Source organism: Mesorhizobium sp. M1307 (assembly GCF_040318155.1).
Lineage (GTDB): Bacteria > Pseudomonadota > Alphaproteobacteria > Rhizobiales > Rhizobiaceae > Mesorhizobium.
Genome location: NZ_JAMYLR010000030.1, coordinates 21,668 through 42,433, shown reverse-complemented (window position 1 = coordinate 42,433; position 20,766 = coordinate 21,668). Strand labels below are relative to the sequence as shown.

Here is a 20,766-nt window from a genome sequence, read left to right as displayed (position 1 = left end):
GCATTCTCTCGTATGGTCTGGCGAACCTAAGGACCAGGGACGTCTACGACTCGCTGCCCCTTAGGCTGAGGCCAGACTGACCTGTTGGCGCTTCGGCTGCCGTGCCGAAACCAGGGTGGCGAACTGGTCCACCGCCTGCCCGGCCCGCGCCAGAACCTGCGGGTCCGTGAGCTTCCCGTCGGAAAAGTCGCTGTCACTGCCGTAGACGGCGCTTGGCACCGTCAGTGCCGAGTAGAAGCCAAACAGGGGGCGAAGCTGATGCTCGACCACCAGAGCGTGGCGTTGACCGCCGCCTGTTGCGCCGATCAGGACCGGCCGGTCGACGAGCGCCAGCGGATCGATGAGATCGAACAGATGTTTGACGAGGCCCGCATAGGAGCCGTTGTAGACCGGCGTCGTGACGATCAGCGCGTCAGCCTGCTCGACAGCCCCCAAGACACTCAGCGCCTCCGGCGTCAATTCCTGCCGCGTGAATGCTGCACCCAAACCGCGGCCGGCGTCGACCAGATCGAGGAAATTCACCGTGACGGATAATCTTTCGCGCAGCGCCTCCCCCAGATGATGCGCCAGCGTTCGTGATTTCGACGGCCTGTGGGTGTTGCCTGAAAGCACGACGATGTTCTGCCGCAGCAGCTCAGCTAGAAAAGAGCGGCGTCGAAACTCAGGCGGCACAAGTGCATTCGGCGCCCGACCAACGGCGCAGCTTTCCCCAAGAACCGGCTCAATCAAGCCCGAGCTTCTTCCTGAGATCGGCATTTTCCTTGCGGAGCCGGTCGGCGAGGAGCTTCTTCAGCCGGGCATTCTCCTCTTCAAGCCTCAGCAGATCCTTGAGCTCGTCGCTATGTGGCGCCGCCTGCCCGGCAGCCTTCTTCCAGTGATAGTAGGTCTGTTCCGATATTCCTGCTTTCTTGACAGCGGCCTTGGTGCTCTCCCCCCGGCTTGTCTGCTTCTCGACCTCTCCGAGCTTTTGGGCACGCTCCTCTGCAGAGTATATTTTCCGCGCTTTCCGGACGGTGGCGGAAGCGACCGCTTCTGCTGAAGGCAGCGGCTTGCCCGACTTGGCCGCTCTGGTCCGCACGGCACGCGTCTGCTGCCCGGTTGCTTTCTTCGGCTTCGACGCCGTTTTCTTGGTGCCAGATGTCTGTTCTTTCACCGGCACTTCGGTCGGCGCGGACGATTCGGTTTCCTTGAGATCGGCCATGAGATACTCCACAGCGACGCCAAATATCTATGCTCCAGCACGCAACATCAAAGGCTTACGGGGCTTAGTCAATACGGGCAGAAACCCCTGCTCCCCTGCGCGGTAGCGCAGTGCCTCAAGAAGCAGAGGCTGCAGCCTGGTGCATATCTGTCGTCATCGCCATCGTTGCAGTCGTTCCTGGGCGTCTTCTGGCGCCACCCCTATGGCAGGGCCAGTACCGGAGGCCGCGCTGAGAGACGGTGAACTCCGGGAACCAAAATCGCGGCCACCATCTGCTGCAGGGATGGTTCGGCGTTTTGAGGACCTAGGCAAGCGCAAATGCAAGGACCAGGAAGCCCATCGCTCCGAACCCCAGCGTGTTAACGACCACCGCCCATGTGCTGCGACGCCGCTGTACAATGCAGGGCAGTAGCGACGTGATTGGCACAAGGGCGGCCGCGAGCGGGCGAACTTCCCCCGCGGTCGAAAGTTCGCGTTCCCGAATGATGTTAGGGGGCGGCTCGAACGACCGGATGAAGTTGCCCATGTGGCGACAACTTGACTACTCGCTCACTTCGCTGAAGGACTCCCATCCGATAATAACAGAGTTGCGATCGGTCAAAGAAGGCCCAGCAGAGCCATATCGTAGGGACCCGTCGCTGAGACTGGGGGCAGCTTTTGATCCGTTCGCCGATGTGTCGAAGTCGCGTCTTACTCCCGGTACGCGAATTCGATGAGGACAGTGAATGGACGGGAGCGCTTCGCTCTGGTCTCTCCAGATAACCCGTCGTTCCCATCTGATTTCGATCAAGCGTCGGAAACGAATCATCACCAATTCCTGACCCCCCGGGGATCGCGTTGTTTCGAGCCACTCGCACAAGATGACCTGAAGTAGGTCTGATCCGCCGACTCTCATTTCAGCAGCAATAGACTTCAGAGCCGTCATGAGTTGCCGGTTCCAGCGGCACGCCTGTCATATTTCTGAGCATCAATGCAGCGCGACGCAGAATGATCTGCAGATCCGCGCGCGAAATGTCTGCGATGCGATCGGCCGCGCTTTCAAGCTCTTCGGCAATGATTGGCGTGTCATTGCATTGGTCCGCTTGCCTGAGGCTGGGTCTTAGGCCTTCACCCGCTTGGCTGCTACCTTCTTGCCCGGGGGCTTCTTGGCGGGCATTTTTTCGCCCGCCTTGCGACCAAGTCCGATCGACTTCGCCAGCTCCGATCGCTGTGCTGCGTAGCTTGGTGCCACCATAGGATAGTCCCGCGCCAACCCCCACTTGGCTCGATACTCGTCAGGCGTCATGCCAAGCAAGCCCAAGTGCCGTTTCATCGACTTGAACTTGCGCCCGTTTTCCAACGAAATGATGTGGTCGGGAAACACAGACTTTTTGGGATTGACCGCCGGGTTCTGTGTTGGCTGCTCAACTTCAGCTGGCTTGACTAAGCTAACGAGAGCGGAGTTTACCGAAGAAATCAGATCGGGCAGGCTTGCTTCGGGCACTGCGTTATTTTGGACAAACGCCGCGACAATATCCGCGGTCAATTCCATCAATTCCGCGTTCTGGCGATTCTTCTCTTCGGTCATTCATCAACTCCTATTGCAAGTCCGCTTTCGTATGGGGGAAACTCGGATCGCGCAAGAAGCAGGTCCACAGAACGAAATGCTCGGGATCATCGACCGGCCGCCAGGGCTGCCCGACCTACACGAAGCTCCCCGGGGACAAAGGCTGCCTCCCTAAATGGCGTGAGTACGAGAAGACGATCCCGCGGGAAGCAGAGTCCGCCTTCAAAGAACTCTGCAACAAGAACCATGGCGGCCTATACGAATTGCGGGATACCTGACAATGAGCACCTTGATTGCTCCTGCCATTATCAAAGAGCCATGATGAAGCCTCGGAGCGGAACAATGCCCAGACGTGGTGGGCCTTTCGCTTCGTCGCAGTTCTGCACCAGCTTTGGTGGGGTGACACCCATGCCCTTCCATCGAGTCGCGCGCTCCGCGGGCCACCTGCTAATTGCTCCTGTCTTCTTGCGCGCCGTTCCTGGCGCCGAGCGCCTTTCGTTCTGTCACATATCCCCTGGCTTGAGAGCGCGCGCGATCTCTAGGTAGCCGGCCAACCTCGACGACATAAGGCTCGAATATGGCTCCCATGTCATGGGAGTGAACGCCTTCCGGCGTCCGCGCCCAAGCAGCTGCTTGCGGCGGTGACCGAGGCGCCGGTTACCGCATCGTGTCGTCGGTAAAAAAGCGACGTTGCGCTCTCTGCTTTCACATCCGGGTATGCCGAAAAGTCCGTCGGTCAAAAGTCGACCAGCGGCGTGTCCACGATCTGGTGCTCGAATAGCAACCAGAACGACGATCCCCGGGATTCGGAGTACCAATGCTCAAAAATCGCAAGGGCCTCGCCGATATTGGTGGCGGGTTCGTCCTCGGGCAGCTTCGCAGCCTGGAACAACGCAAGCGCAACGGGGCCAAAATGCGTGATCGCTTCCGTGCGCGCCTCGCTGTCCGCATTCCAGCCGAGCCGCAAGCGCAGGACGGCCAAAGCGCTGGCCACGGCGATCTCCTCACTTTCGGCTGAGGCCACGGCGTCCGAGATCGCCTGCATGAGATTGAGCCGCCTGAAGGCGAAAGCGCGCTCCTGTTCCAGAACCGCGATCTGATTGGCCGCTTGTCGCCTGAAGCTTGCCTCGGTTGTCCTGGCGGTCTCAGCCGTCGTTTTCAGGTCATTCAGAAAGGAAGCCGTCGGGTTCATCTTGGCTCACCAGGATGGCGGAAGAGAGTGGGAGTCGAACCCACCAGAGACCGACTCGCGGCCCCTCCCGGATTTGAAGTCCGGACGCCCCACCGGGGACGATGCTCCTCCAGAAATTTGCGCCATCGGCGGCTCACCCTCGCCTGTCAGGCGGAACAGGTCCAGCCTGCGCCTGTTCAGACGGCGCAAGTCTCCCCGCCGCAGCGTCACGCCGTGCCGATCGAGAAATTCGAGGATATGGATGGCGACCTTGCGTCCGCTGCCCACGCGATCGCGAAATTGAGCAGCGGTGAACTCGTCTGTGGGCATCGACGCAGCGAGGTCGCGCGCGATCTCGACGATCTGCGCCAACGCCTGGCGCTGGAAGAAGTGATCATGAGCGACCTCGTGGACCTTCCCTATGCGGCCGGCAAGCTTCAGAAGCCGCCGGATTTCCGTCTCCGGCGCGGCCAGCACCTCGGCAATATCCCACACTCTCGGCGGATGGAATCGTTCGGGTCCGCCGATGAGAGGCTGGATCTGCAGCCAGAGAGTTTCATCCTTTGCCGTCAGGTGCGCCTCATGACCGGGCAGCCGCACCCAGGCTCCGTCCAAGGCAACTTCTCCAGCGTGCGAAAGGCTCCGCAGAACTGCTATGAAAGAGGGGGCCGGCAGACGTGGATCAAGCCCAATACGCAGTCTCTCCATTCCTACGCCCGGCAAATCCGGATTGTCGGCATGGAAGTTCTCCAGGGTCGCGGCCAAGTCGCGCTTGAATCGCAACCAGCGCTCTGGCGACAGCACGAGAAGCATTTCTCCGACGGCAAATCGGACAAGCCCGAGTTGATCGATCAGGCCTTCCGTCTCGCAATCACTAAGCGCCCTGTCGCGCGCGAAACCCTTCAGGTCGAAATAGTGGGGCGGCGCATCAAGGAGTGCGGCGGCGGCCAGTTCGGGCGCCAATAGCGCATGGGCATCGAGTTGGACCAGCCGTTCCGGCGCGCGGCGTTTGCGGCTGGGCGCCCGCAGATCGAGAAAATGTCCGCCGCCGATGGTTCGCTGCGCGGAGGTGTCGCGCACCACGTAAACGTCGCCGGCAGCGGCCGCGATCGGACTGTCCAGCACCAATTGAACATTGGCCGTGCCGCCAGGCCCGATCGGTTCGTCTCCGAGGAGTACAATGCGTGCCCCCACCTCCGTCGCGGCATGGTGGAGCCGCACCGGAAACCATTGGCCGATCGGCTTGCGTTCACCCGGCAGAACGCGAAGGCTTGCATCGATCCGGTCCGACGGCGCGTGAAGCTTCGGATCGACAATTACGTCGCCGCGCCGGATCGCCTCCTTGAAAACCCTTTCGCCGGTCAGATTGAGCGCGCAACGGTCTCCCGCCCGACCACGTTCAGTCGGCCGGTTCTGGGCGTGGATCGATCGGACCCGCGCAAGCAATCCTGACGGGCTTACGACCACGTTGTCCCCAGTACCGAGAGAACCCGAAAGCACGGTGCCCGTCACGACGGTGCCCACGCCGCGCAGCGTGAACGAGCGGTCCACCGCTAATCGAAAACGGCCCGAAACTGCACGCCGGGCAAGATGAGACGCCTCCTCGAACAAGAGATACCTGAGTTCATCGATACCTTCGCCTGTAACGACCGAGACGGGAATCAGGTGGGCCTCGGCAAGCATCGTCCCGGCAAGCACCGAGCGGATATCGTTCGCCACCGCAGTGCGGCGCTCTGGACCGGCCAGATCGCATTTCGTGAGCAGGACGGCGCCGCGCTTGACACCGAGCAGATCGACGATGGCGAGATGCTCCCGGGTTTGCGGCATGACGCCGTCGTCGGCGGCCACCACGAGCAACACGAAGTCGATGCCGCTGGCGCCGGCGAGCATCGTGTGTACGAAACGCTCGTGCCCGGGAACATCGACGAAACCGATGCTATCCCCACCCGGCACCGGCAAATAGGCGAAGCCGAGATCGATGGTCATGCCGCGTGTCTTTTCCTCCTGCAAACGATCGGTGTTTATACCGGTCAGCGCATGCACCAGCGCAGTTTTGCCATGGTCGACATGTCCCGCCGTGCCGACGATCATGATGCGGTCTCCGGCAACGGCGCGGCGGCGCGACGCTCGGCCTCGGCGGCATCGCCCGCGCTCAATTCGGCCCGCACCGCAGCCAGATAGCGGCTGGCAAGGGCGCTGCCGCCTGCCTGGGCACGCAGGAGCCAAACCAGCGCCTCGACCGCGTCAGCCGGCACGCCCGTACCAAGATGGCAGGCGGCGCCGAGCATTGCCTGCCCTTCGGCGTCTCCTCGCATGGCAGCACGGCGCCACCAGCGGACAGCCTCGTCCGGATCGCGCGGCACGCCGAGCGCATTATGATAAAGCATGCCGATCCGGGTCATCGCGGATGCGATGCCTTGATCGGCCGCGGCAAGCGCCCAACGTCGCGCCTCGCCGACATCGGGAGCCATCACTTCGCCTTCCAGCAGCATCCAGCTCAGCATATCCTGCGCCGGTCCGTCGCCAGTTTCCGCTGCGGCCCGATAGAGCTCGGCCGCCCGGCGAAAGTCCTGCTCGACGCCTTCGCCGCGGAAATAGAGCGACGCCAGGTTCCTTTGCCCGACAGGATCCCCTGCCTCGGCGGCGAGCGCCAGCCAGCGAAGGGCCATATCCGCATCACGCTCGACGCCGAGCCCTGCGGCGAAGCAGGCGCCGATATTGTTCTGAGCGCGGGCAACGCCCCGGTGAGCCAGCGGCTCCCATATGGAGAGAGCCACGGCATGATCGCCTCGCCGCGCGGCTTCGAGGGCCTCGGTCATGCGTGCGGCCACAGGCGTCTCGGCTGGGCGGCGCGCAAGGCGGTCAAGCCAGCGCATCGGTTCCTCCCGGATTTAAGCCGGCTAGATTGGCGATGAAGTTCGCCTCGTCTTCCAGGCAGCGGAAATCGAGCACGAGCGCCTGGTTTTCGATGCGCCCGATCACGGGGACGCCCAGCCCACGCAGCGCAGCCGCAAGCGCTTCGAGCGCCCGGCCGCTCCCTGAGCGCGGCTTGAGAGCAAGCCCGGCGCTTGGCACAGTTTCGAGCGGCAGCGCGCCGGATCCGACTTGGCTCCGGCACTCCACCGTGTCGACCGCAAAGGCTTCGCCCACGGCGTCAGCAACCAGGGGAGCAAGGCGCTTTGCCTGCGCTGCAATCTCCCTCACCGAGCGCGAGAGCAGCCTTAGCGTCGGCAGGCGCTCGGCCAGGCGGTCGGGGTCGCGGTAGAGCTTCAACGTCGCCTCGAGCGCGGCCAGACGAAGCTTGTCGACCCTGAGCGCCCGCTTCATCGGGTTGCGGCTGATCGCTGCGAGCAGGTCCTTGCGGCCGACGATGAAACCCGCCTGCGGACCGCCAAGCAGCTTGTCGCCGGAGAATGTGACGAGATCGGCGCCGTCGGCGATCGCCTCGCGCACGGTCGGCTCGCGCCCAAGGCCGTAGCGGGCTAGATCGACCAGCGTGCCCGAACCGAGATCATGGACCAGCGGTACCCCATGCGCCTTTGCGATTGAAGCGAGCTCGGGTGCCCGGATCTCGGCCGTGAATCCTTCGACCCGGTAGTTCGACGTGTGCACCTTGAGGATGAGCCCGGTCTCCGGGCCGATCGCCGCGACATAGTCTTTGCGATGCGTGCGGTTGGTGGTGCCGACCTCGACAAGCCTGGCGCCGGCGCGCGTCATGATCTCGGGCATCCGGAAAGAGCCGCCGATCTCGATCAACTCGCCTCGCGAAACGATCGCTTCGCGACCGAGCGCCAGCGTGTTGAGCACGAGAAGGACGGCAGCCGCGTTGTTGTTGACGACGGTTGCATCCTCGGCTCCGGTCAGCTCGCAAACGAGCGATCGAAGATGATCGTCCCGTTCGCCGCGCTCGCCTTTCTCGACATCGAATTCGAGAGCCACCGCTTCGCGCATCGCCAGCCCAACAGCCTCGACCGCCTCTTTCGCGAGGAGGGCTCGTCCGAGATTGGTATGCAGCACCGTTCCGGTCAGGTTGAAAACGGGACGCAGGGAAGAGCGTTCGCCGTCCCTGAGCTGCACGAGCGCGTCGCCGGCAAGATCGTTTGCCTCCGGCACGACGGCTGCGGCATTGCGGGAGGCCATTCGTGCATCGGCGACGGCTCGGCGAATGGCCTCCGTCGCGGCCTGCCGTCCGAAGCGCTCGATTGCGGCCGCCGCCAGCGGGGTCCTCAGCACTTGGTCGACCGACGGAAGATTGCGCAAAGGGTTTGCCGATGAAGCGGTCATCGTATCCTCAATAGCCAACAAGGAACGCATTGAACGATCCGCGGCGATGGCCACCCTCGCGGACGAGCAGGTCGAGGCCGAGCGTCGCCACGTCGTCGGCGACCGGATCGAGAGCCGGATCCTTGTGCTGGTACAGGATCTTTACATAGCAGCCGCATGCATCGCAGGTCTCGGCTTTGACCGTGCCAGGGCCTCCCTCGATTTCCTGATAGCCTATCCCCTTGGTCGAGCCGCACAGCGTACATTTGACACGGACGTGGTTCCACAATGTTCCACACAGCGCGCAGACGCAGAACCGCGCCCCGTGTGCGCCGTGCCAACCGACGATGATCGAGGATACGGGCGGCCCACCGCAGGCCGGACAGGCGCCGTCGGCAACCGGAACCAGCTTCGAGCTGTCGAGACATGCCGCGAGGCGGGCAAAGTGAACCTGCAGCGCGGCCGCGACATAGACATGCTCGGCAAGCGCGTTCATTGGGATCGCATCGGTGAGCACATTGCGCACCATGGAGTCGACCCCGGACGCATCGATATTCGCCAGCCTGTCCAAGGCGGCTGCGGCCGCCTTGGGTTTTTCGATCGTGGCTGCCACTTCGAACAGGCGGCCGAGCGTCATTCTAAGGGCGGCATCCGAAGTGGATTGGTTGCGATCGAGCGGCGGCATAGCGAAGGTTCGTGCGCGCTCGCGCGCCTCCGCGGTCGGCAATTCGATCTCCGGCAAGCCGTCCTGGATGCGGTGCTGCGCATCCGTCAGTGCAGCGAGGAAGCGGAGATAGGGGCCGAGCTGGTGGTCATCCGCCAACACATTCAATCGCTCGGAGCGGCGAATGAACAAGGTCTGCGGATCAGGCAGGCGCGCAAAGGGTGGGGCCGAGACCTCGCCGATTACAGTCGGGTCAGGGCGTGACGGATCTTGTTGCCTTGGCATTTCAACCTCACGAACCTCACGGGCCACGTGGTCGGCTTGATACTGCTCCAGAGCAATTCCACGAAAAGTGTATAACGGTTTTCCGTCCGGAATTGCGTAAAAACAAATACCCGCTCATTCGGCGGGATTCGATCCCGAACGTCCGTCCGGTTTGCCTGCGATCAGTTCACGCAGCCATTTGCGATGATGCCGCCAAGCCCAGCCGCCGGTCACCCGTCCGCGCGTCATGGCGGGAATGGTGCCGCGTACCCAGATGGCCGAATAGAAATGGATAATCCAGACGCCGATGATCGCCACGGCAGCGATCGAATGAACAAGCAGCGCAACCCGCTGCTGGCCGATCGTGGTGTAAGCGGCGAAATATTGTTGCCAGATGACAACGCCGCTCGAAATCAGGATGATGATGAGGATCGACATTGACCAGAAGACGAGCTTCTGGCCGGCATTGTACTTGCCGACGTCGGGAACGTTGTCCTCGTGATTGGACAATACGTCACGGAAACGGGCGAGCCACGTTCCGTCCTCGGGCCTCCACAAATTGGCCTTCCAGAACCGAAGGAAAAGCCCAAGGAAGCTGAAGAAGAGCAAGACGCCGATCCATGGGTGAATGAAGCGCGTGAACTGGCCGCCGCCAAACAGCCCCGACAGGAAGAACAGGCTCGGGTGAAACATGGCAAGGCCGGACAAGGCGAGCAGGATCAGGCTGGCCGCCGTGATCCAATGGTTGATCCGCGCGCTCACCGTGTAGCGGTCCACGATGACTGGCTTGCCGGGATGTACCTGCTCGTTCGGCTTCACGTCATATGCGGCCATCGTTGTCGCCTTCCGTCAGCTCTTCGGCATGCTCCTCATCCGCCTCGGAGACCCTGTTCGGTCCCATCACCAGATGGTGAAGCAGGCCGACGCCGGCCGCCACGCCGAGAATGGTGAGGCCGGCATATTTGGTCACGCCCTTCCACGCCTCCACGAGCGGACTGATCTTCGGCTCCTTCGGCAGACCAGAATAGAGTTCCGGCTGGTCGGCATGGTGCAGCACATACATCACATGCGTCCCTCCGACGCCGGGCGGATCGTAGAGGCCGGCATTCGAATAGCCGCGCGATTTCAGGTCCTTGATGCGGCCGTCGGCGTGCTGTTTCATCTCGTCTTTTGTGCCGAACACGATTGCCTGGGTCGGGCAGGCCTTGGCGCAGGCTGGTCCCTGGCCGACAGCCACGCGGTCGGAGCAGAGCGTGCATTTGTAGGCCGTGTGATCGACTTTGGAGATGCGCGGAATGTTGAACGGGCAACCCTTGATGCAATAGCCGCAGCCAATGCAGTTCTCATGGACGAAATCGACGATGCCGTTCGAATACTGCACTATGGCGCCTGGTGCCGGACAAGCCTTGAGGCAGCCCGGGTCAGCGCAGTGCATACAGCCATCCTTGCGGATCAGCCATTCGAGTTCGTTTGTCTCGGGATTGTCCCATTCGCTGAAGCGCATCAGCGTGAACATGTCCGGCGTCAGATCGGCAGGATTCTCATAGACGCCGGCATTGAAGCCGATCTCCGGATGCGTGTCGTTCCACTCGATGCAGGCCGTCTGGCACGCCTTGCAGCCGATGCATTTCGAAACATCGATGAGCTTGGCGACTTCCGTCAATTGCTGCTCGGGCGCGGGAACCGTCGAGGCAGAGCGGCGGATGAGGTCCTTGTCGGAAAAACGCGGTGCGGTATCCGTCGTCGAAGGATTTGGAAGTGGAGGAAACATCGCTTACTCCTCCTACGCTACCGGCCCGACGATGGGCTCGATGTTGACAAGGAACGCCTTGTATTCCGGCGTCTCGATGTTGGCGTCACCGACAAAGGGGGTGAGCATGTTCGGGCCAAAGCCTTTCTTCGCCGCTCCCGTGAAGCCCCAGTGCAATGGTATTCCGACGATGTGGACGGTCTTGCCATCGCAGGTGAGCGGCCTGATCCGCTTGGTCACCATGGCCTTCGCCACAACGGAACCGCGCTTCGACCAGACGCGCACCCAGCCGCCTTTGGTGATGCCCTTCTCGGCCGCAAGCTGTTCCGAAATTTCCACGAAAAACTCCGGCTGCATCACCGCATTGGTGATGACGTGCTTGGTCCAGAAGTGGAAATGCTCGGTCAGTCGGTAGGAGGTCGCCGCGTAGGGGAACTCCTGCGAAGCCGATTCGGCGAACTGGGCCATATCGCCTTCGAACACCCGCGCTGCGGGGTTGCCGCGGACTTTGGGAGCTATCGGGTTCGCGATGGGCGACTCGAATGGCTCGTAATGCGCCGGGAATGGTCCGTCGCGCATCATGCCCCGGGTAAAGAGGCGCGAGACGCCTTCCGGATTCATGATGAACGGGCCTACTTGATCGGGCTTTGCCGTTGGCAAGATGTCGGGGACATCGTAGCCCGACCATTTCGTGCCGTCCCATTCAATCACCTTGCGGCTTGGATCCCAAGCCTTTCCGGTGAGGTCAGCCGACGCCCTGTTGTAGAGAATGCGGCGGTTGGCAGGCCATGAGAACGCCCATTTGGAATAGGCGCCGGTTTCGTCAGGATCGGTGGTGTCCCGCCTGGCCATGTTGTTGCCGTTTTCGTTGAAGCAGCCGGAATAGATCCAGCAGCCGCAGGAGGTGGAGCCGTCGTCGCGCAGCGCGGCGAAGCCCGGCAAGAGCTTTCCGGCCTCGGCCAGCACCTTTGTCGGGTCGGCCGTGTCGGTTACCCTGGCGAGCGCCCTACCATTGATCTCCTGGGCAAGCTCCTCGGCCGTCGGATCGCCGGGATCGGCATAAGGCCAGTTGAGCTTGACGATCGGCTCGGCGAAGGCGCCGCCTTCCTTGGTGTAGAGCTCCTTCAGGCGCAGATAGAGCTGCGCCATAATCCAGGTATCGCGTTTGGCCTCGCCGGGGGGCGTGCCGCCGGCCCAATGCCACTGCAGCCAGCGCCCCGAATTGACCAGCGAGCCGTCGTCCTCGGCGAAGCAGGTGGAGGGAAGCTGGTAGACTTCCGTCTGAATCTGCGACGGATCGACATCGTTGTACGGCCCGTGGTTCTCCCAGAACCGGCCCGTCTCCGTGTCCAACGGATCCATGATGACGAGGTATTTGAGCTTCGAGAGGGACTCGATCACCTTCTTCTTGTTCGGAGCTGCCTGTAGCGGGTTGAAGCCCTGGCAGAAATAGCCGTTCATCTTGCCCTGGTGCATCAGCTCGAAAGCCCGCAGCAGATCGTAGCCCGGCAGGTCGAGCTTCGGCAGGTAGTCATAGGCGAAGCCGTTCTCCGGCGTTGCCGCGTTGCCCCACATTGACTTTTGGAAGCTTACGAAGAACTTCCTGTAGTTCTGCCAGTAGCTCATCTGGTTCGGCCGGAGCGGCTTGAAGCCTCGGGTCGACATGTAGGCTGCCAGATCGACCTCCTTCTCAGTCGGCAGCGTCAGATAACCGGGCAGCAGGTTCGACATCAGCCCGAGGTCGGTCAGCCCCTGGATGTTGGAGTGACCGCGAAGCGCGTTCATGCCGCCGCCGCGTACACCGATATTGCCGAGAACAAGCTGCAGCATCGCCATGGCGCGGATGTTCTGCGAGCCCTTCGAGTGCTGGGTCCAGCCGAGCGCGTACATCGAGGTCATCGCCTTGGTCGGAGACGATGTCTCGGCGACCATCGCGGCCACCTCCAGGAACCGGTCCTTCGGTGTGCCGCAGATGCGCTCGACCATCTCCGGCGTGTAGACCGCGACATGCTTCTTGAGCAGATTCCAGACGCAGCGGGGATTGGCCAATGTCGCGTCGACAACGGCAAAGCCGTCCGTGCCTATGTCATAGTCCCAACTGGACTTGTCATAGTCTCGCTTCGCCTCGTTATAGCCGGAGAAGAGGCCGTCCTGATAGGTGAAGCCCTCCTTGACGACATACGTCGCGTTTGTGAAGGCCTTCAGATAGTCCCATTGCACCTTATCGTTCTGGATGCAGTAGTTGATCAGCCCGAGCAGGAAGGCGATGTCCGTTCCCTGGCGGATCGGCGCGTAAAGATCCGACACCGAAGCCGAGCGCGTAAAGCGCGGGTCGACGACGATGAGCTTGGCGCCGCGGTTGGCCTTCGCCTCTGTGACCCATTTGAAGCCGCAAGGATGCGCTTCTGCGGCATTGCCGCCCATGATGACGACGAGATCCGTGTTCTTGATGTCGGTCCAGGAATTGGTCATTGCGCCGCGGCCGAATGTTGGGGCGAGACTCGCCACCGTCGGGCCGTGTCAGACACGTGCCTGGTTGTCGAACACCAGCATGCCCGCGCTGCGGACCACCTTGTAGGTCGCGAACGCGGTTTCATTGGTCGAAGCCGAGGCGGCGAGGAAGCCGGTGGTGATCCACCGGTTGACCGTCACGCCGTCATTGTTCGTCGCGACGAAGTTCTTGTCGCGATCGTCCTTCATCAGGCGGGCGATGCGGCCGAGTGCGTCTTCCCAGCTTATCGGCTCGAACTTGTCCGAGCCCGGTTTGCGGATCATCGGATGTTGCAGACGGGTCGGCGACTTGACAAATCCGAGCAGGGCCGACCCTTTGGGGCACAAGGTGCCGCGATTGGTCGGATGATCAGTGTCACCCTCGATATGGGTGATCTCGGCCGGCTCGCCCTTTCTGAGATCGCCCTTCGAATACAAGATTATGCCGCAAGCCACCGAGCAGTATGGACAGGTGTTGCGTGTTTCGGTGGTGTTCGCGAGCTTGAAGGGCCGTATAGCCGCCGCGTGTGCGGCCTCGCTATCGCCGAAGCCGAGGGCTCCAAGCGTAGTACCGGCGAGACCCGCGCCTGCTGTTTGCAGGAACGCGCGTCGAGAAAGATCGATGTTCATGGGTTCCTCCCGAAGCCGATGCCCCACAAGGCAACTCGAACCAACGGTTCAATCCGACTAACTAGTCTCGGACCAAATAAAATCAATGCCAAAGAACGAGGCGCGTACGGTGCAGCAAAAGCGCCCCTCCGAACCGCCTTCCTGCAACAGGTTTGTGCCCGCAAATCGGCATTGTGTATTATTGTTGAATATTCTTGTCATCCTTTCGTGACCGCGATTGAGATTGACGAAAACGAACGCATTATCATACAGTAAAGCGTGGCGATGAAACAGCTCCCGCGGGTCGGGGCGCCTTTCGATCGATACCCAATGACGGCGATGCCTCGCACGCCGGATACGGTCCTTGCCTTTCCTAGCTCAACGAAATCCGCTGAGAGCAAGCGTGCTCCAAACGTGCCGTGCGTTGGGCGATCGTATTTTCCATTCCGGTTGACCTTGATCCCTACTAAAGCGTGCCAGCAGAGGAGGCTCGACGACTATGGCAATCGCCCTCTCGCCCGAAATAACCGATGCGCCCGTTGTGCGCCTGACCAGCCTCGCCCATGGCGGCGGTTGCGGCTGTAAGCTGGCACCGTCAGTGCTGCAGCAGCTTCTCGCCGATCCGGCGGCTGCCAGTCCCTATCATCAGCTTCTCGTTGGCACGGAGACCGGCGACGATGCGGCAGTCTGGCAACTCGACGGCGCGACTTGCGTCATCGCGACCACCGACTTCTTCATGCCTATGGTAGATGACCCCTACGATTTCGGCCGGATTGCCGCAACCAACGCCCTGTCCGATATCTATGCGATGGGTGGCCGGCCGATCATGGCGCTGGCGATCCTCGGGATGCCTCTCGACAAGATCCCGACGCTCATGGTCCGCGAAATCCTGAAAGGTGGCGAAGCTGTCTGCGCCGACGCCGGAATCCCGGTTGCAGGTGGCCACTCGATCGACTCGCCGGAGCCGATTTATGGCCTCGCAGTCATCGGCACATGCCGACCCGGAGATATCCGACGCAATTCTGACACCAGGCCGGGTGACGCCTTGATCCTGACGAAAGGGCTCGGCGTCGGCATCTACTCCGCCGCCATCAAGAAGCAGGCGCTTTCCGAGAGCGGTTATCGCGAAATGATCGCCTCCACCACCCTTCTCAACCGGATCGGATCGGAGCTGGCGCAGGACGCGAGCGTCCACGCCGTCACCGACGTGACCGGATTTGGCTTGCTCGGACATGGCCTCGAGATGGCACGCGGTGCCGGGTGCACGCTGATAATTTGCAGCCACGACGTGCCGCTCTTTTCCGAAGCTGCCTCGCTCGCGGTCGACGGCCACGTCACCGGCGCATCGCGGCGCAACTGGGCGAGCTATGGCGACGCGGTAAGCTTACCTCCCGGCATGCCCGAGTGGCGACGCCATCTTCTCACGGATCCACAGACTTCGGGCGGGTTGCTGGTTGCTTGCGAGACCGACCACGCAGCGGCGCTCGTCGAGAGGATCGTCGCGGACGGCTATCCTTCGGCTCGCATCATCGGCCATGCCAGGCCCGGCGCGCCGACAATAGTAGTAGAGGCCTGAACGGCCGCTCCGCGTCCCGCCAGATGACGGGGTGCGCCCTCCAGTTCGCGGCACTCCACCTCCTGCCACCACTGGATCGGCAGGCAAAGACGCGCTTCGCCCGGCTTATGGAAGTTCGATCTCGCCGTCCACCACGTGGTTGAGGCCGGTGCCTTCCGCCGTCAGCGTCATGCGGACCTTCAGCTTCTTGCCGCCGATTTGCCCTTCGCGCACCGTCTCCTCGATCTTGCGCTGGGAGGTGACGCCGACTTCCTTTAGGAACTTGCGGATCGACATGTTGACGGCGTCTTCGCTCATGGCGGAACTCCTCTGTGTCCGGAAGGGATTGTAAGGGAAGGCAAGGGATCAAGGAAGCAGGACGGTGACATACGGTTTTATTGAAATAGACCTCGAGCCGGGAGGAGACGTCGGGTCCTTAACTTGATCGACCCCTGGCAGGAGGAGTGAACCGATCGACGTCTTGCGCAGAAGGAGCACTATGACGGCCATCTCGGCCTTGATCTGACCGATCAGGAAAAGAGTGATCTGATCGAGTACCTCAATCGATCTGATCAGCACTCGGCGCTTCTTTGGGTTCGATGGAGGAAAGATCAATAAAGAAGATCGTGGTGAGATAAATTGCGGGTCGGCACAATGTGAGCCAGGCCAAGCGCTGTCTCGCCGGAAATTTCTTAAGGTGTCGACGACCGGCGCGGCGATTTGCCGGTGCAGGTGGGCTTGCTTCCTGCATGACAGGTCAGCCTGCGGCGCGCGGCGCCGAAAGAACCCCAAAGCCTGTGGCGCTTTATTAGGATGTTCCAAACAAAGGTCGCCGCTGCGCCGGGTGCACCCATTTCCTGAAGCCGAATGCATCCGAGATTGTCGCGGGTGAAATCAGCCCCGATGGTTGGTGCCGCTTTTACAAAGCACGGCCTGCCTGATCGGCAGAGCCCAGCGGAGACTTTCGTTGTCCGCTGCACTGGCGGGTGATGGTCAGCAGGCGTCGCGTCGAGGGCGTCGGGTCACATTAGGCATTCGACAAGTCCGGGTCAGAGCCGAAGTGATCGACGACCTTTCCAACATTTGCCTTCCCGATTGACCCCCAAATATCAGCGTTCCTCTGGCGGCTTGACGTTCTGGAACTGCCTCAGCAGCAGCAGATCATAAATGATTTTGAGTGCGCCGCAGATCAGTAGGGGCCATGCCCGGAACGAGGCAGCGAACAGAGCGCCCGCCAGGGCGGGGCTGGCTGCGGCAGCCAAACTGCGCGGGACCGATGTGAAGCTCGCGGCGGCTGCCCGCTCCGCCTCCGTGACGACCGCCATGACGTAAGATGAGCGCGTCGGGACGTCCATCTGCGAAAGCGCGGCACGGATCAGCAGCAGGGCGAGCGCCAGAGGGAGCGTCGGCGCAAGCGCCGCCAGCATCAGGGCGATGCTGGACGGAATGTGTGTGAACACCATCGTGTTGATGAGTCCGATGTGCCGCGACAGCCAGGCGGCAACGGGGAATGAGAACGCCGAAAGCACGCCGGACCAGAAGAAGAAAAAGCCCGCTTCCGAAAGCGACAGGTCGAATTTTTCGAAAAGCCACAGGGCAAGCAGCGACTGGACGAGGAAGCCGCCGGCAAAGGCATCAAGGCTAAAAAGGGCCGCAAGCCTGAAAACGATATTCCGCGAGGGGCCAAGCGCGGACGTGCTGCCGGAGTCCGACGTTGGACGGCGCTGCGGGATCTGCGCGTAAAGGAGACCGCCGAGCAGGCCCAGCAACGCATAGAGCACGAACATCGCCTTGATGCCGGTGAGTTGATCGAGGCCGGCTGGAGCCAGAAGATCAGGGGTTGCCGAAGCGAGCGCGCCAACCGCGGCTGCGAGCGCACCCACAAGGCTGTAGCGCGCGAACATCTTGGTCCGCGCGGCGTCGGTGACTTCGCGTGTGAGGACGGCATGCTCTAAGGGCACGAACACGCTGACGCTGCCGGCCGACGGGTTGATGGTGCCTGCGAAGGCGATCACCAAAAGCAGCGCGTAGTCGTGGACCACAGCAAAGGCCACACCCGTGGCGACCATCAGACTGGCGGCGGCAAGCAGGAGTTGGCGGTGATCGTGTCGGGCACCAAGGAGTCCGACGGCGATGGTCAAGAGCGCTGAACCGAGCAGCGATCCGGTTGCAATGATGCCGACCTGCAGAGGCGCGAAGCCTAATGCGAGGAGATAGACCGGCAACAGAACGGCCACGAAGCCATCGCCCATGTCGCGCAGGGCTCGGGCCGCAAAAAGAAAAGTCGCCGGGCGGATCTGCTGCACTGGTCTAGCCTGCCCTCATCACCTGCGTTGGCGTCAACGGCTTTGGCAGCGTCGCTCGACAGGGCCGGAAGATCATGACGGAGTCGCGTTAGACATTCCAGTGGGGCGAATATCGGTTTCAATCCTCGGGCTGCCGCCCAACAATGCTGAATCATATCGTGTCAAAGCTTGCAACGAACGAAGACGCAACTGGCGCATATTGCACTTGGCTGTCAAGGTCGGGAATAGGGTCAGAACCTGCCCGTGATCTTGCATTCAGGGAAGGTCCGAGAAGGGTCGGATCGCGAAGTTCCCCGCCGCATTGGCGAACGTCCCAAGATGGCGCATGGTGCCGTTTCGGAACCGGGTGGACCGGGGGCAGGATCGCCAATCAACCTGGGATCATGTTGCACCAAGTTCGAATGTCGCGTTACTGGCAAGTAGAAATGTCGCATTGGGACGTTTCAGAGGTAGGCGCCAGGTCAGGATTGCGGGGTGACGTGCATCCTGGCTTCGCCGTGAGCGCCCGATCGGGGGCGATCCAGTATGGCACTTCGGCTTTACTAGCTTTGAGAGCCACTTACGCGCGAGCTTCGTTGGCCGGTGCCGGTTGCGGGTGATCCGATATTCGTCCAGCATCGCGACGACATCTGCAATGCGAAGCTTGGCGAAGAGTTTGACAGCGCAGATCAGCGCAAGATGTCCGACAGGCTCTCGGGCTTCTTCTCGCCAAGCGACAGATCAAGGCCCGACAGCAGGTCGACGAGATGGCTTTGCATCAGGTCGGAGGCGTTTTGTGCGTCGTGCTTTTCGATGGCATCGACGAGGGCGTGATGGGCGTGGCTTTCGCAGGTGGTGTCGCGGCGGCGCCAGTAGAGCGCGATGATCAGCGACGACCGCGACAGCAGGTCTTTGACGAAACCGGTCAGGATAGAATGGCCGGCGATTTCGGCGATGCCGACATGGAATTTTGCCGACAGCATGATGGCGTCGCTGTCGCGGCCGGCATGCAGGGCCTCGTGCTCTTTTTCGAGATGAAGCCGCAGTTGCGCGATCTCGGCCGGCTTTGCCACTTCGGCGGCAAGCGCCGCGACCTTGGGCTCGATCAGCGCCCGCGCTTCGAACACCTCGCGCGCTTCCTGCCTGGTCGGCTGGGCGACGAACGCGCCGCGGTTCGGCTCGAGCCGAGCCAAGCGGTCATGCGACAGCGCCTGCAGCGCCGCGCGTATCACCGCGCGGCTCACCGAATAGATCGAGGCGAGTTCGTCCTCGGGTAGTTTTGTGCCCGGTGCGAGGCGGTGGCTGACGATGGCGTCGCGCAGGCCGGCATAGACCGGAAACCAGCGCATCGTCGGCTTGTCGCCATCCCGTGGCTTTGGCCCAAGCAGGTCCATCGTCTCATTGTCCCGGCGGCCGGATCGCTTAGCGGCGCGAACACCGCGTTTCCGGCCGGACATCGAACATCCTGTGTGGGAATGTCAACAATTTTGCACGCATCAGGATACACGGCCGGAGGGCGAAAAGGACGCAAAGCTTCCGGCGAAGGATTTTTCGAGTGGAACCTGGTAGCCGCCGCGCTTTGAGGTCGACAGGCCAAGGCCGACGAGGCTCTCACAGAGTTTTACTGCGCAGGCGACGCCGTCGAGCACGGGAAGGCTATGTTCGCGGCTGAGCGCGGCTGCGAGGTCGGCCATGCCGGCGCATCCCAGCACAATCGCTTCGGCTCGGTCGTCGCGGATGGCGCGCTCGATCTCCTCCGAAATTCGATGGCGGGCGTTGGAGCCGGGCACTTCGAGCTCCAGAACGGGAACGTCGCTGGCCCGCACCCTGGCGCAGCGGCTGGCGAGGCCGTAGCGCACCAGATTGTGCTCGATCGCCGGCACCGAACGCGACAGCGTCGTCACCACGCTGAACTTGCCGGCAATCAGGCTCGCCATGTGAAACGCCGCTTCGCCGATACCGACCACCGGCATCTCGCCGACGCAGCGTACTGCGTCGAGGCCGGTGTCGTCGAAGCAGGCGATGACGCAGGCGCTCGCCGCCGGATGTTTTTGGATCTCGCCGATCATTCCCGGGATGGCGAAGACCTCGTCGAAATAGCCTTCGACGCTCGGCGGCCCGTCCTTCGGATTGACGGCGATGATCCTGGTGCCGGCCGAAGCCGCGCGGCGCGCCGCCTCGCCGATCTTTTCAGTCATGGACGCGGTGGTGTTGGGATTGACGACAAGTACGTCCATTTGCGCTTTCATATTTCGCCGCCGAGATAGAGTTTCTTGACCCGGTCGTCGCCAAGCAGCTCAGCCGAATGTCCGGCCAGCGCGATCTTTCCGGTCGTCAGTGCGTAGGCACGCTGCGAGATGCGCAGCGCCATGCGCGAATTCTGCTCGACCAGCAGCACGCTGACCTTTTCGTCGCGGTTGATCGCGACGATCGAGCGGGCGATGTCCTGAACGAGCTTCGGCGCGACGCCGAGCGAGGGTTCATCGAGCAGCAGAAGCTTCGGTTTGGCCATCAGCGCCCGCCCGATCACCAGCATCTGCTGTTCGCCGCCGCTCATCGTACCCGCCGTCTGGGAATAGCGTTCCTTCAGGCGCGGGAAGCGCCCGAGCACCATGTCCAGCGTCCTTGCGATTTCGGCCTTGTCGGTGCGGGTGAAGGCGCCCATCATCAGATTGTCGCGCACCGTCATGTAGGAAAAGACGCGCCGACCCTCAGGTACCATGGCGATGCCCATCCTGACCAGCTCGTCCGGGCGCGTTCCGTCGATGCGGTGGCCCTGGAAATGAATCTCGCCGCTGCGGACCTTCTTCAGGCCGGTGATGGCGCGCAGGATCGAAGATTTGCCCGCGCCGTTCGCGCCGATCAGCGCTACCGTCTCGCCCTCGTTGACGCTCAGCGACACACCCTTCAGTGCATAGACATGGTCGTAGTAGAGTTCGACGTCGGAGACTTTCAGCAGTTCGCTCAT

At 62.0% G+C, this 20,766-nt stretch carries 17 protein-coding genes, 1 tRNA gene and 1 pseudogene; 1 reads left to right on the top strand and 18 read right to left on the bottom strand.

Going from position 1 to position 20,766, the window contains the following annotated elements:
• Nucleotides 1-60: 60 nt before the first annotated feature.
• The 12 genes and pseudogenes from msuE to fdnG all read right to left on the bottom strand — a co-directional run bounded on the left by msuE (nt 61) and on the right by fdnG (nt 13,979).
• The gene (gene msuE / locus NKH16_RS25165) at nt 61-729 is read right to left on the bottom strand and encodes an FMN reductase (RefSeq protein WP_502911748.1); all 669 of its coding nucleotides are present in this window, start codon (nt 727-729) and stop codon (nt 61-63) included.
• Nucleotides 722-1,201 (bottom strand): transposase, encoded by a 480-nt coding sequence (locus tag NKH16_RS25160; protein ID WP_502902489.1) that lies wholly within the window; start codon nt 1,199-1,201, stop codon nt 722-724. The genes msuE and NKH16_RS25160 overlap by 8 nt, the downstream gene beginning before the upstream one ends.
• Before the next feature lie 1,099 nt (nt 1,202-2,300).
• A complete protein-coding gene (locus tag NKH16_RS25155; protein ID WP_352902425.1) occupies nt 2,301-2,768 on the bottom strand; it encodes a Ros/MucR family transcriptional regulator in 468 nt (155 codons plus the stop codon).
• 715 nt (nt 2,769-3,483) lie between these two features.
• Nucleotides 3,484-3,939: a hypothetical protein gene (locus NKH16_RS25150; protein WP_352579372.1), complete on the bottom strand. Its 456-nt coding sequence runs from the start codon at nt 3,937-3,939 to the stop codon at nt 3,484-3,486.
• Nucleotides 3,940-3,954: 15 nt separating this feature from the next.
• Nucleotides 3,955-4,050: transfer RNA gene (locus NKH16_RS25145), tRNA-Sec, on the bottom strand.
• Between the two features lie 123 nt (nt 4,051-4,173).
• A pseudogene (gene selB / locus NKH16_RS25140) lies at nt 4,174-6,009 on the bottom strand (selenocysteine-specific translation elongation factor); the annotation flags it as partial.
• The gene (locus NKH16_RS25135) at nt 6,006-6,794 is read right to left on the bottom strand and encodes a tetratricopeptide repeat protein (RefSeq protein ID WP_352902422.1); all 789 of its coding nucleotides are present in this window, start codon (nt 6,792-6,794) and stop codon (nt 6,006-6,008) included. The gene NKH16_RS25135 and the pseudogene selB, both read right to left, overlap by 4 nt.
• Nucleotides 6,781-8,202 carry an L-seryl-tRNA(Sec) selenium transferase gene (gene selA / locus NKH16_RS25130; protein WP_352902419.1) on the bottom strand — a complete coding sequence of 474 codons (1,422 nt, stop codon included), beginning with the start codon at nt 8,200-8,202 and terminating at the stop codon, nt 6,781-6,783. Before selA ends, NKH16_RS25135 begins: the two co-directional genes overlap by 14 nt.
• A gap of 7 nt (nt 8,203-8,209) precedes the next feature.
• Nucleotides 8,210-9,130 (bottom strand): formate dehydrogenase accessory protein FdhE, encoded by a 921-nt coding sequence (gene fdhE, locus NKH16_RS25125; protein WP_352902417.1) that lies wholly within the window; start codon nt 9,128-9,130, stop codon nt 8,210-8,212.
• A 114-nt stretch (nt 9,131-9,244) separates the two neighbouring features.
• Nucleotides 9,245-9,943, bottom strand: coding sequence for a formate dehydrogenase subunit gamma (locus NKH16_RS25120; protein ID WP_352902414.1), 699 nt, complete (start codon nt 9,941-9,943; stop codon nt 9,245-9,247).
• Nucleotides 9,930-10,880 (bottom strand): formate dehydrogenase subunit beta, encoded by a 951-nt coding sequence (fdxH, locus tag NKH16_RS25115; protein WP_352833432.1) that lies wholly within the window; start codon nt 10,878-10,880, stop codon nt 9,930-9,932. Before fdxH ends, NKH16_RS25120 begins: the two co-directional genes overlap by 14 nt.
• A 12-nt stretch (nt 10,881-10,892) precedes the next feature.
• Nucleotides 10,893-13,979: a formate dehydrogenase-N subunit alpha gene (gene fdnG, locus NKH16_RS25110; RefSeq protein ID WP_352902411.1), complete on the bottom strand. Its 3,087-nt coding sequence runs from the start codon at nt 13,977-13,979 to the stop codon at nt 10,893-10,895.
• A gap of 478 nt (nt 13,980-14,457) precedes the next feature.
• Here fdnG and selD point away from each other — a divergent pair, with 478 nt between their 5' ends.
• Nucleotides 14,458-15,534, top strand: a complete 1,077-nt coding sequence (gene selD, locus NKH16_RS25105) for a selenide, water dikinase SelD (protein WP_352451681.1) — start codon at nt 14,458-14,460, stop codon at nt 15,532-15,534.
• Between the two features lie 105 nt (nt 15,535-15,639).
• Here the strand turns inward: selD and NKH16_RS25100 are convergent, their stop codons facing one another.
• The 6 genes from NKH16_RS25100 to NKH16_RS25075 all read right to left on the bottom strand — a co-directional run bounded on the left by NKH16_RS25100 (nt 15,640) and on the right by NKH16_RS25075 (nt 20,766).
• On the bottom strand, nt 15,640-15,831 hold the full coding sequence (locus NKH16_RS25100; protein ID WP_023679340.1) for a DUF6494 family protein: 192 nt from the start codon (nt 15,829-15,831) through the stop codon (nt 15,640-15,642).
• 241 nt (nt 15,832-16,072) lie between these two features.
• A complete protein-coding gene (locus tag NKH16_RS25095) occupies nt 16,073-16,264 on the bottom strand; it encodes a hypothetical protein (RefSeq protein WP_352902409.1) in 192 nt (63 codons plus the stop codon).
• Nucleotides 16,265-16,622: 358 nt separating this feature from the next.
• Nucleotides 16,623-17,765, bottom strand: coding sequence for an MFS transporter (locus NKH16_RS25090; RefSeq protein WP_352902477.1), 1,143 nt, complete (start codon nt 17,763-17,765; stop codon nt 16,623-16,625).
• A 722-nt stretch (nt 17,766-18,487) separates the two neighbouring features.
• The gene (locus tag NKH16_RS25085; protein ID WP_352452202.1) at nt 18,488-19,192 is read right to left on the bottom strand and encodes a GntR family transcriptional regulator; all 705 of its coding nucleotides are present in this window, start codon (nt 19,190-19,192) and stop codon (nt 18,488-18,490) included.
• A gap of 102 nt (nt 19,193-19,294) precedes the next feature.
• A complete protein-coding gene (locus NKH16_RS25080) occupies nt 19,295-20,035 on the bottom strand; it encodes an aspartate/glutamate racemase family protein (protein ID WP_352452197.1) in 741 nt (246 codons plus the stop codon).
• An 8-nt stretch (nt 20,036-20,043) separates the two neighbouring features.
• Nucleotides 20,044-20,766, bottom strand: a complete 723-nt coding sequence (locus NKH16_RS25075) for an ABC transporter ATP-binding protein (RefSeq protein WP_352503769.1) — start codon at nt 20,764-20,766, stop codon at nt 20,044-20,046.

Coding starts and splice junctions, on each gene's coding strand:
- NKH16_RS25160 (WP_502902489.1), bottom strand. CDS start 1,201: ATGGCCGATCTCAAGGAAACCGAATCGTCCGCGCCGACCGAAGTGCCG.
- NKH16_RS25155 (WP_352902425.1), bottom strand. CDS start 2,768: ATGACCGAAGAGAAGAATCGCCAGAACGCGGAATTGATGGAATTGACC.
- NKH16_RS25150 (WP_352579372.1), bottom strand. CDS start 3,939: ATGAACCCGACGGCTTCCTTTCTGAATGACCTGAAAACGACGGCTGAG.
- NKH16_RS25135 (WP_352902422.1), bottom strand. CDS start 6,794: ATGCGCTGGCTTGACCGCCTTGCGCGCCGCCCAGCCGAGACGCCTGTG.
- selA (WP_352902419.1), bottom strand. CDS start 8,202: ATGACCGCTTCATCGGCAAACCCTTTGCGCAATCTTCCGTCGGTCGAC.
- fdhE (WP_352902417.1), bottom strand. CDS start 9,130: ATGCCAAGGCAACAAGATCCGTCACGCCCTGACCCGACTGTAATCGGC.
- NKH16_RS25120 (WP_352902414.1), bottom strand. CDS start 9,943: ATGGCCGCATATGACGTGAAGCCGAACGAGCAGGTACATCCCGGCAAG.
- fdxH (WP_352833432.1), bottom strand. CDS start 10,880: ATGTTTCCTCCACTTCCAAATCCTTCGACGACGGATACCGCACCGCGT.
- selD (WP_352451681.1), top strand. CDS start 14,458: ATGGCAATCGCCCTCTCGCCCGAAATAACCGATGCGCCCGTTGTGCGC.
- NKH16_RS25100 (WP_023679340.1), bottom strand. CDS start 15,831: ATGAGCGAAGACGCCGTCAACATGTCGATCCGCAAGTTCCTAAAGGAA.
- NKH16_RS25095 (WP_352902409.1), bottom strand. CDS start 16,264: ATGCAGGAAGCAAGCCCACCTGCACCGGCAAATCGCCGCGCCGGTCGT.
- NKH16_RS25090 (WP_352902477.1), bottom strand. CDS start 17,765: ATGGGCGATGGCTTCGTGGCCGTTCTGTTGCCGGTCTATCTCCTCGCA.
- NKH16_RS25085 (WP_352452202.1), bottom strand. CDS start 19,192: ATGGACCTGCTTGGGCCAAAGCCACGGGATGGCGACAAGCCGACGATG.
- NKH16_RS25080 (WP_352452197.1), bottom strand. CDS start 20,035: ATGGACGTACTTGTCGTCAATCCCAACACCACCGCGTCCATGACTGAA.
- NKH16_RS25075 (WP_352503769.1), bottom strand. CDS start 20,766: ATGAGCGAACTGCTGAAAGTCTCCGACGTCGAACTCTACTACGACCAT.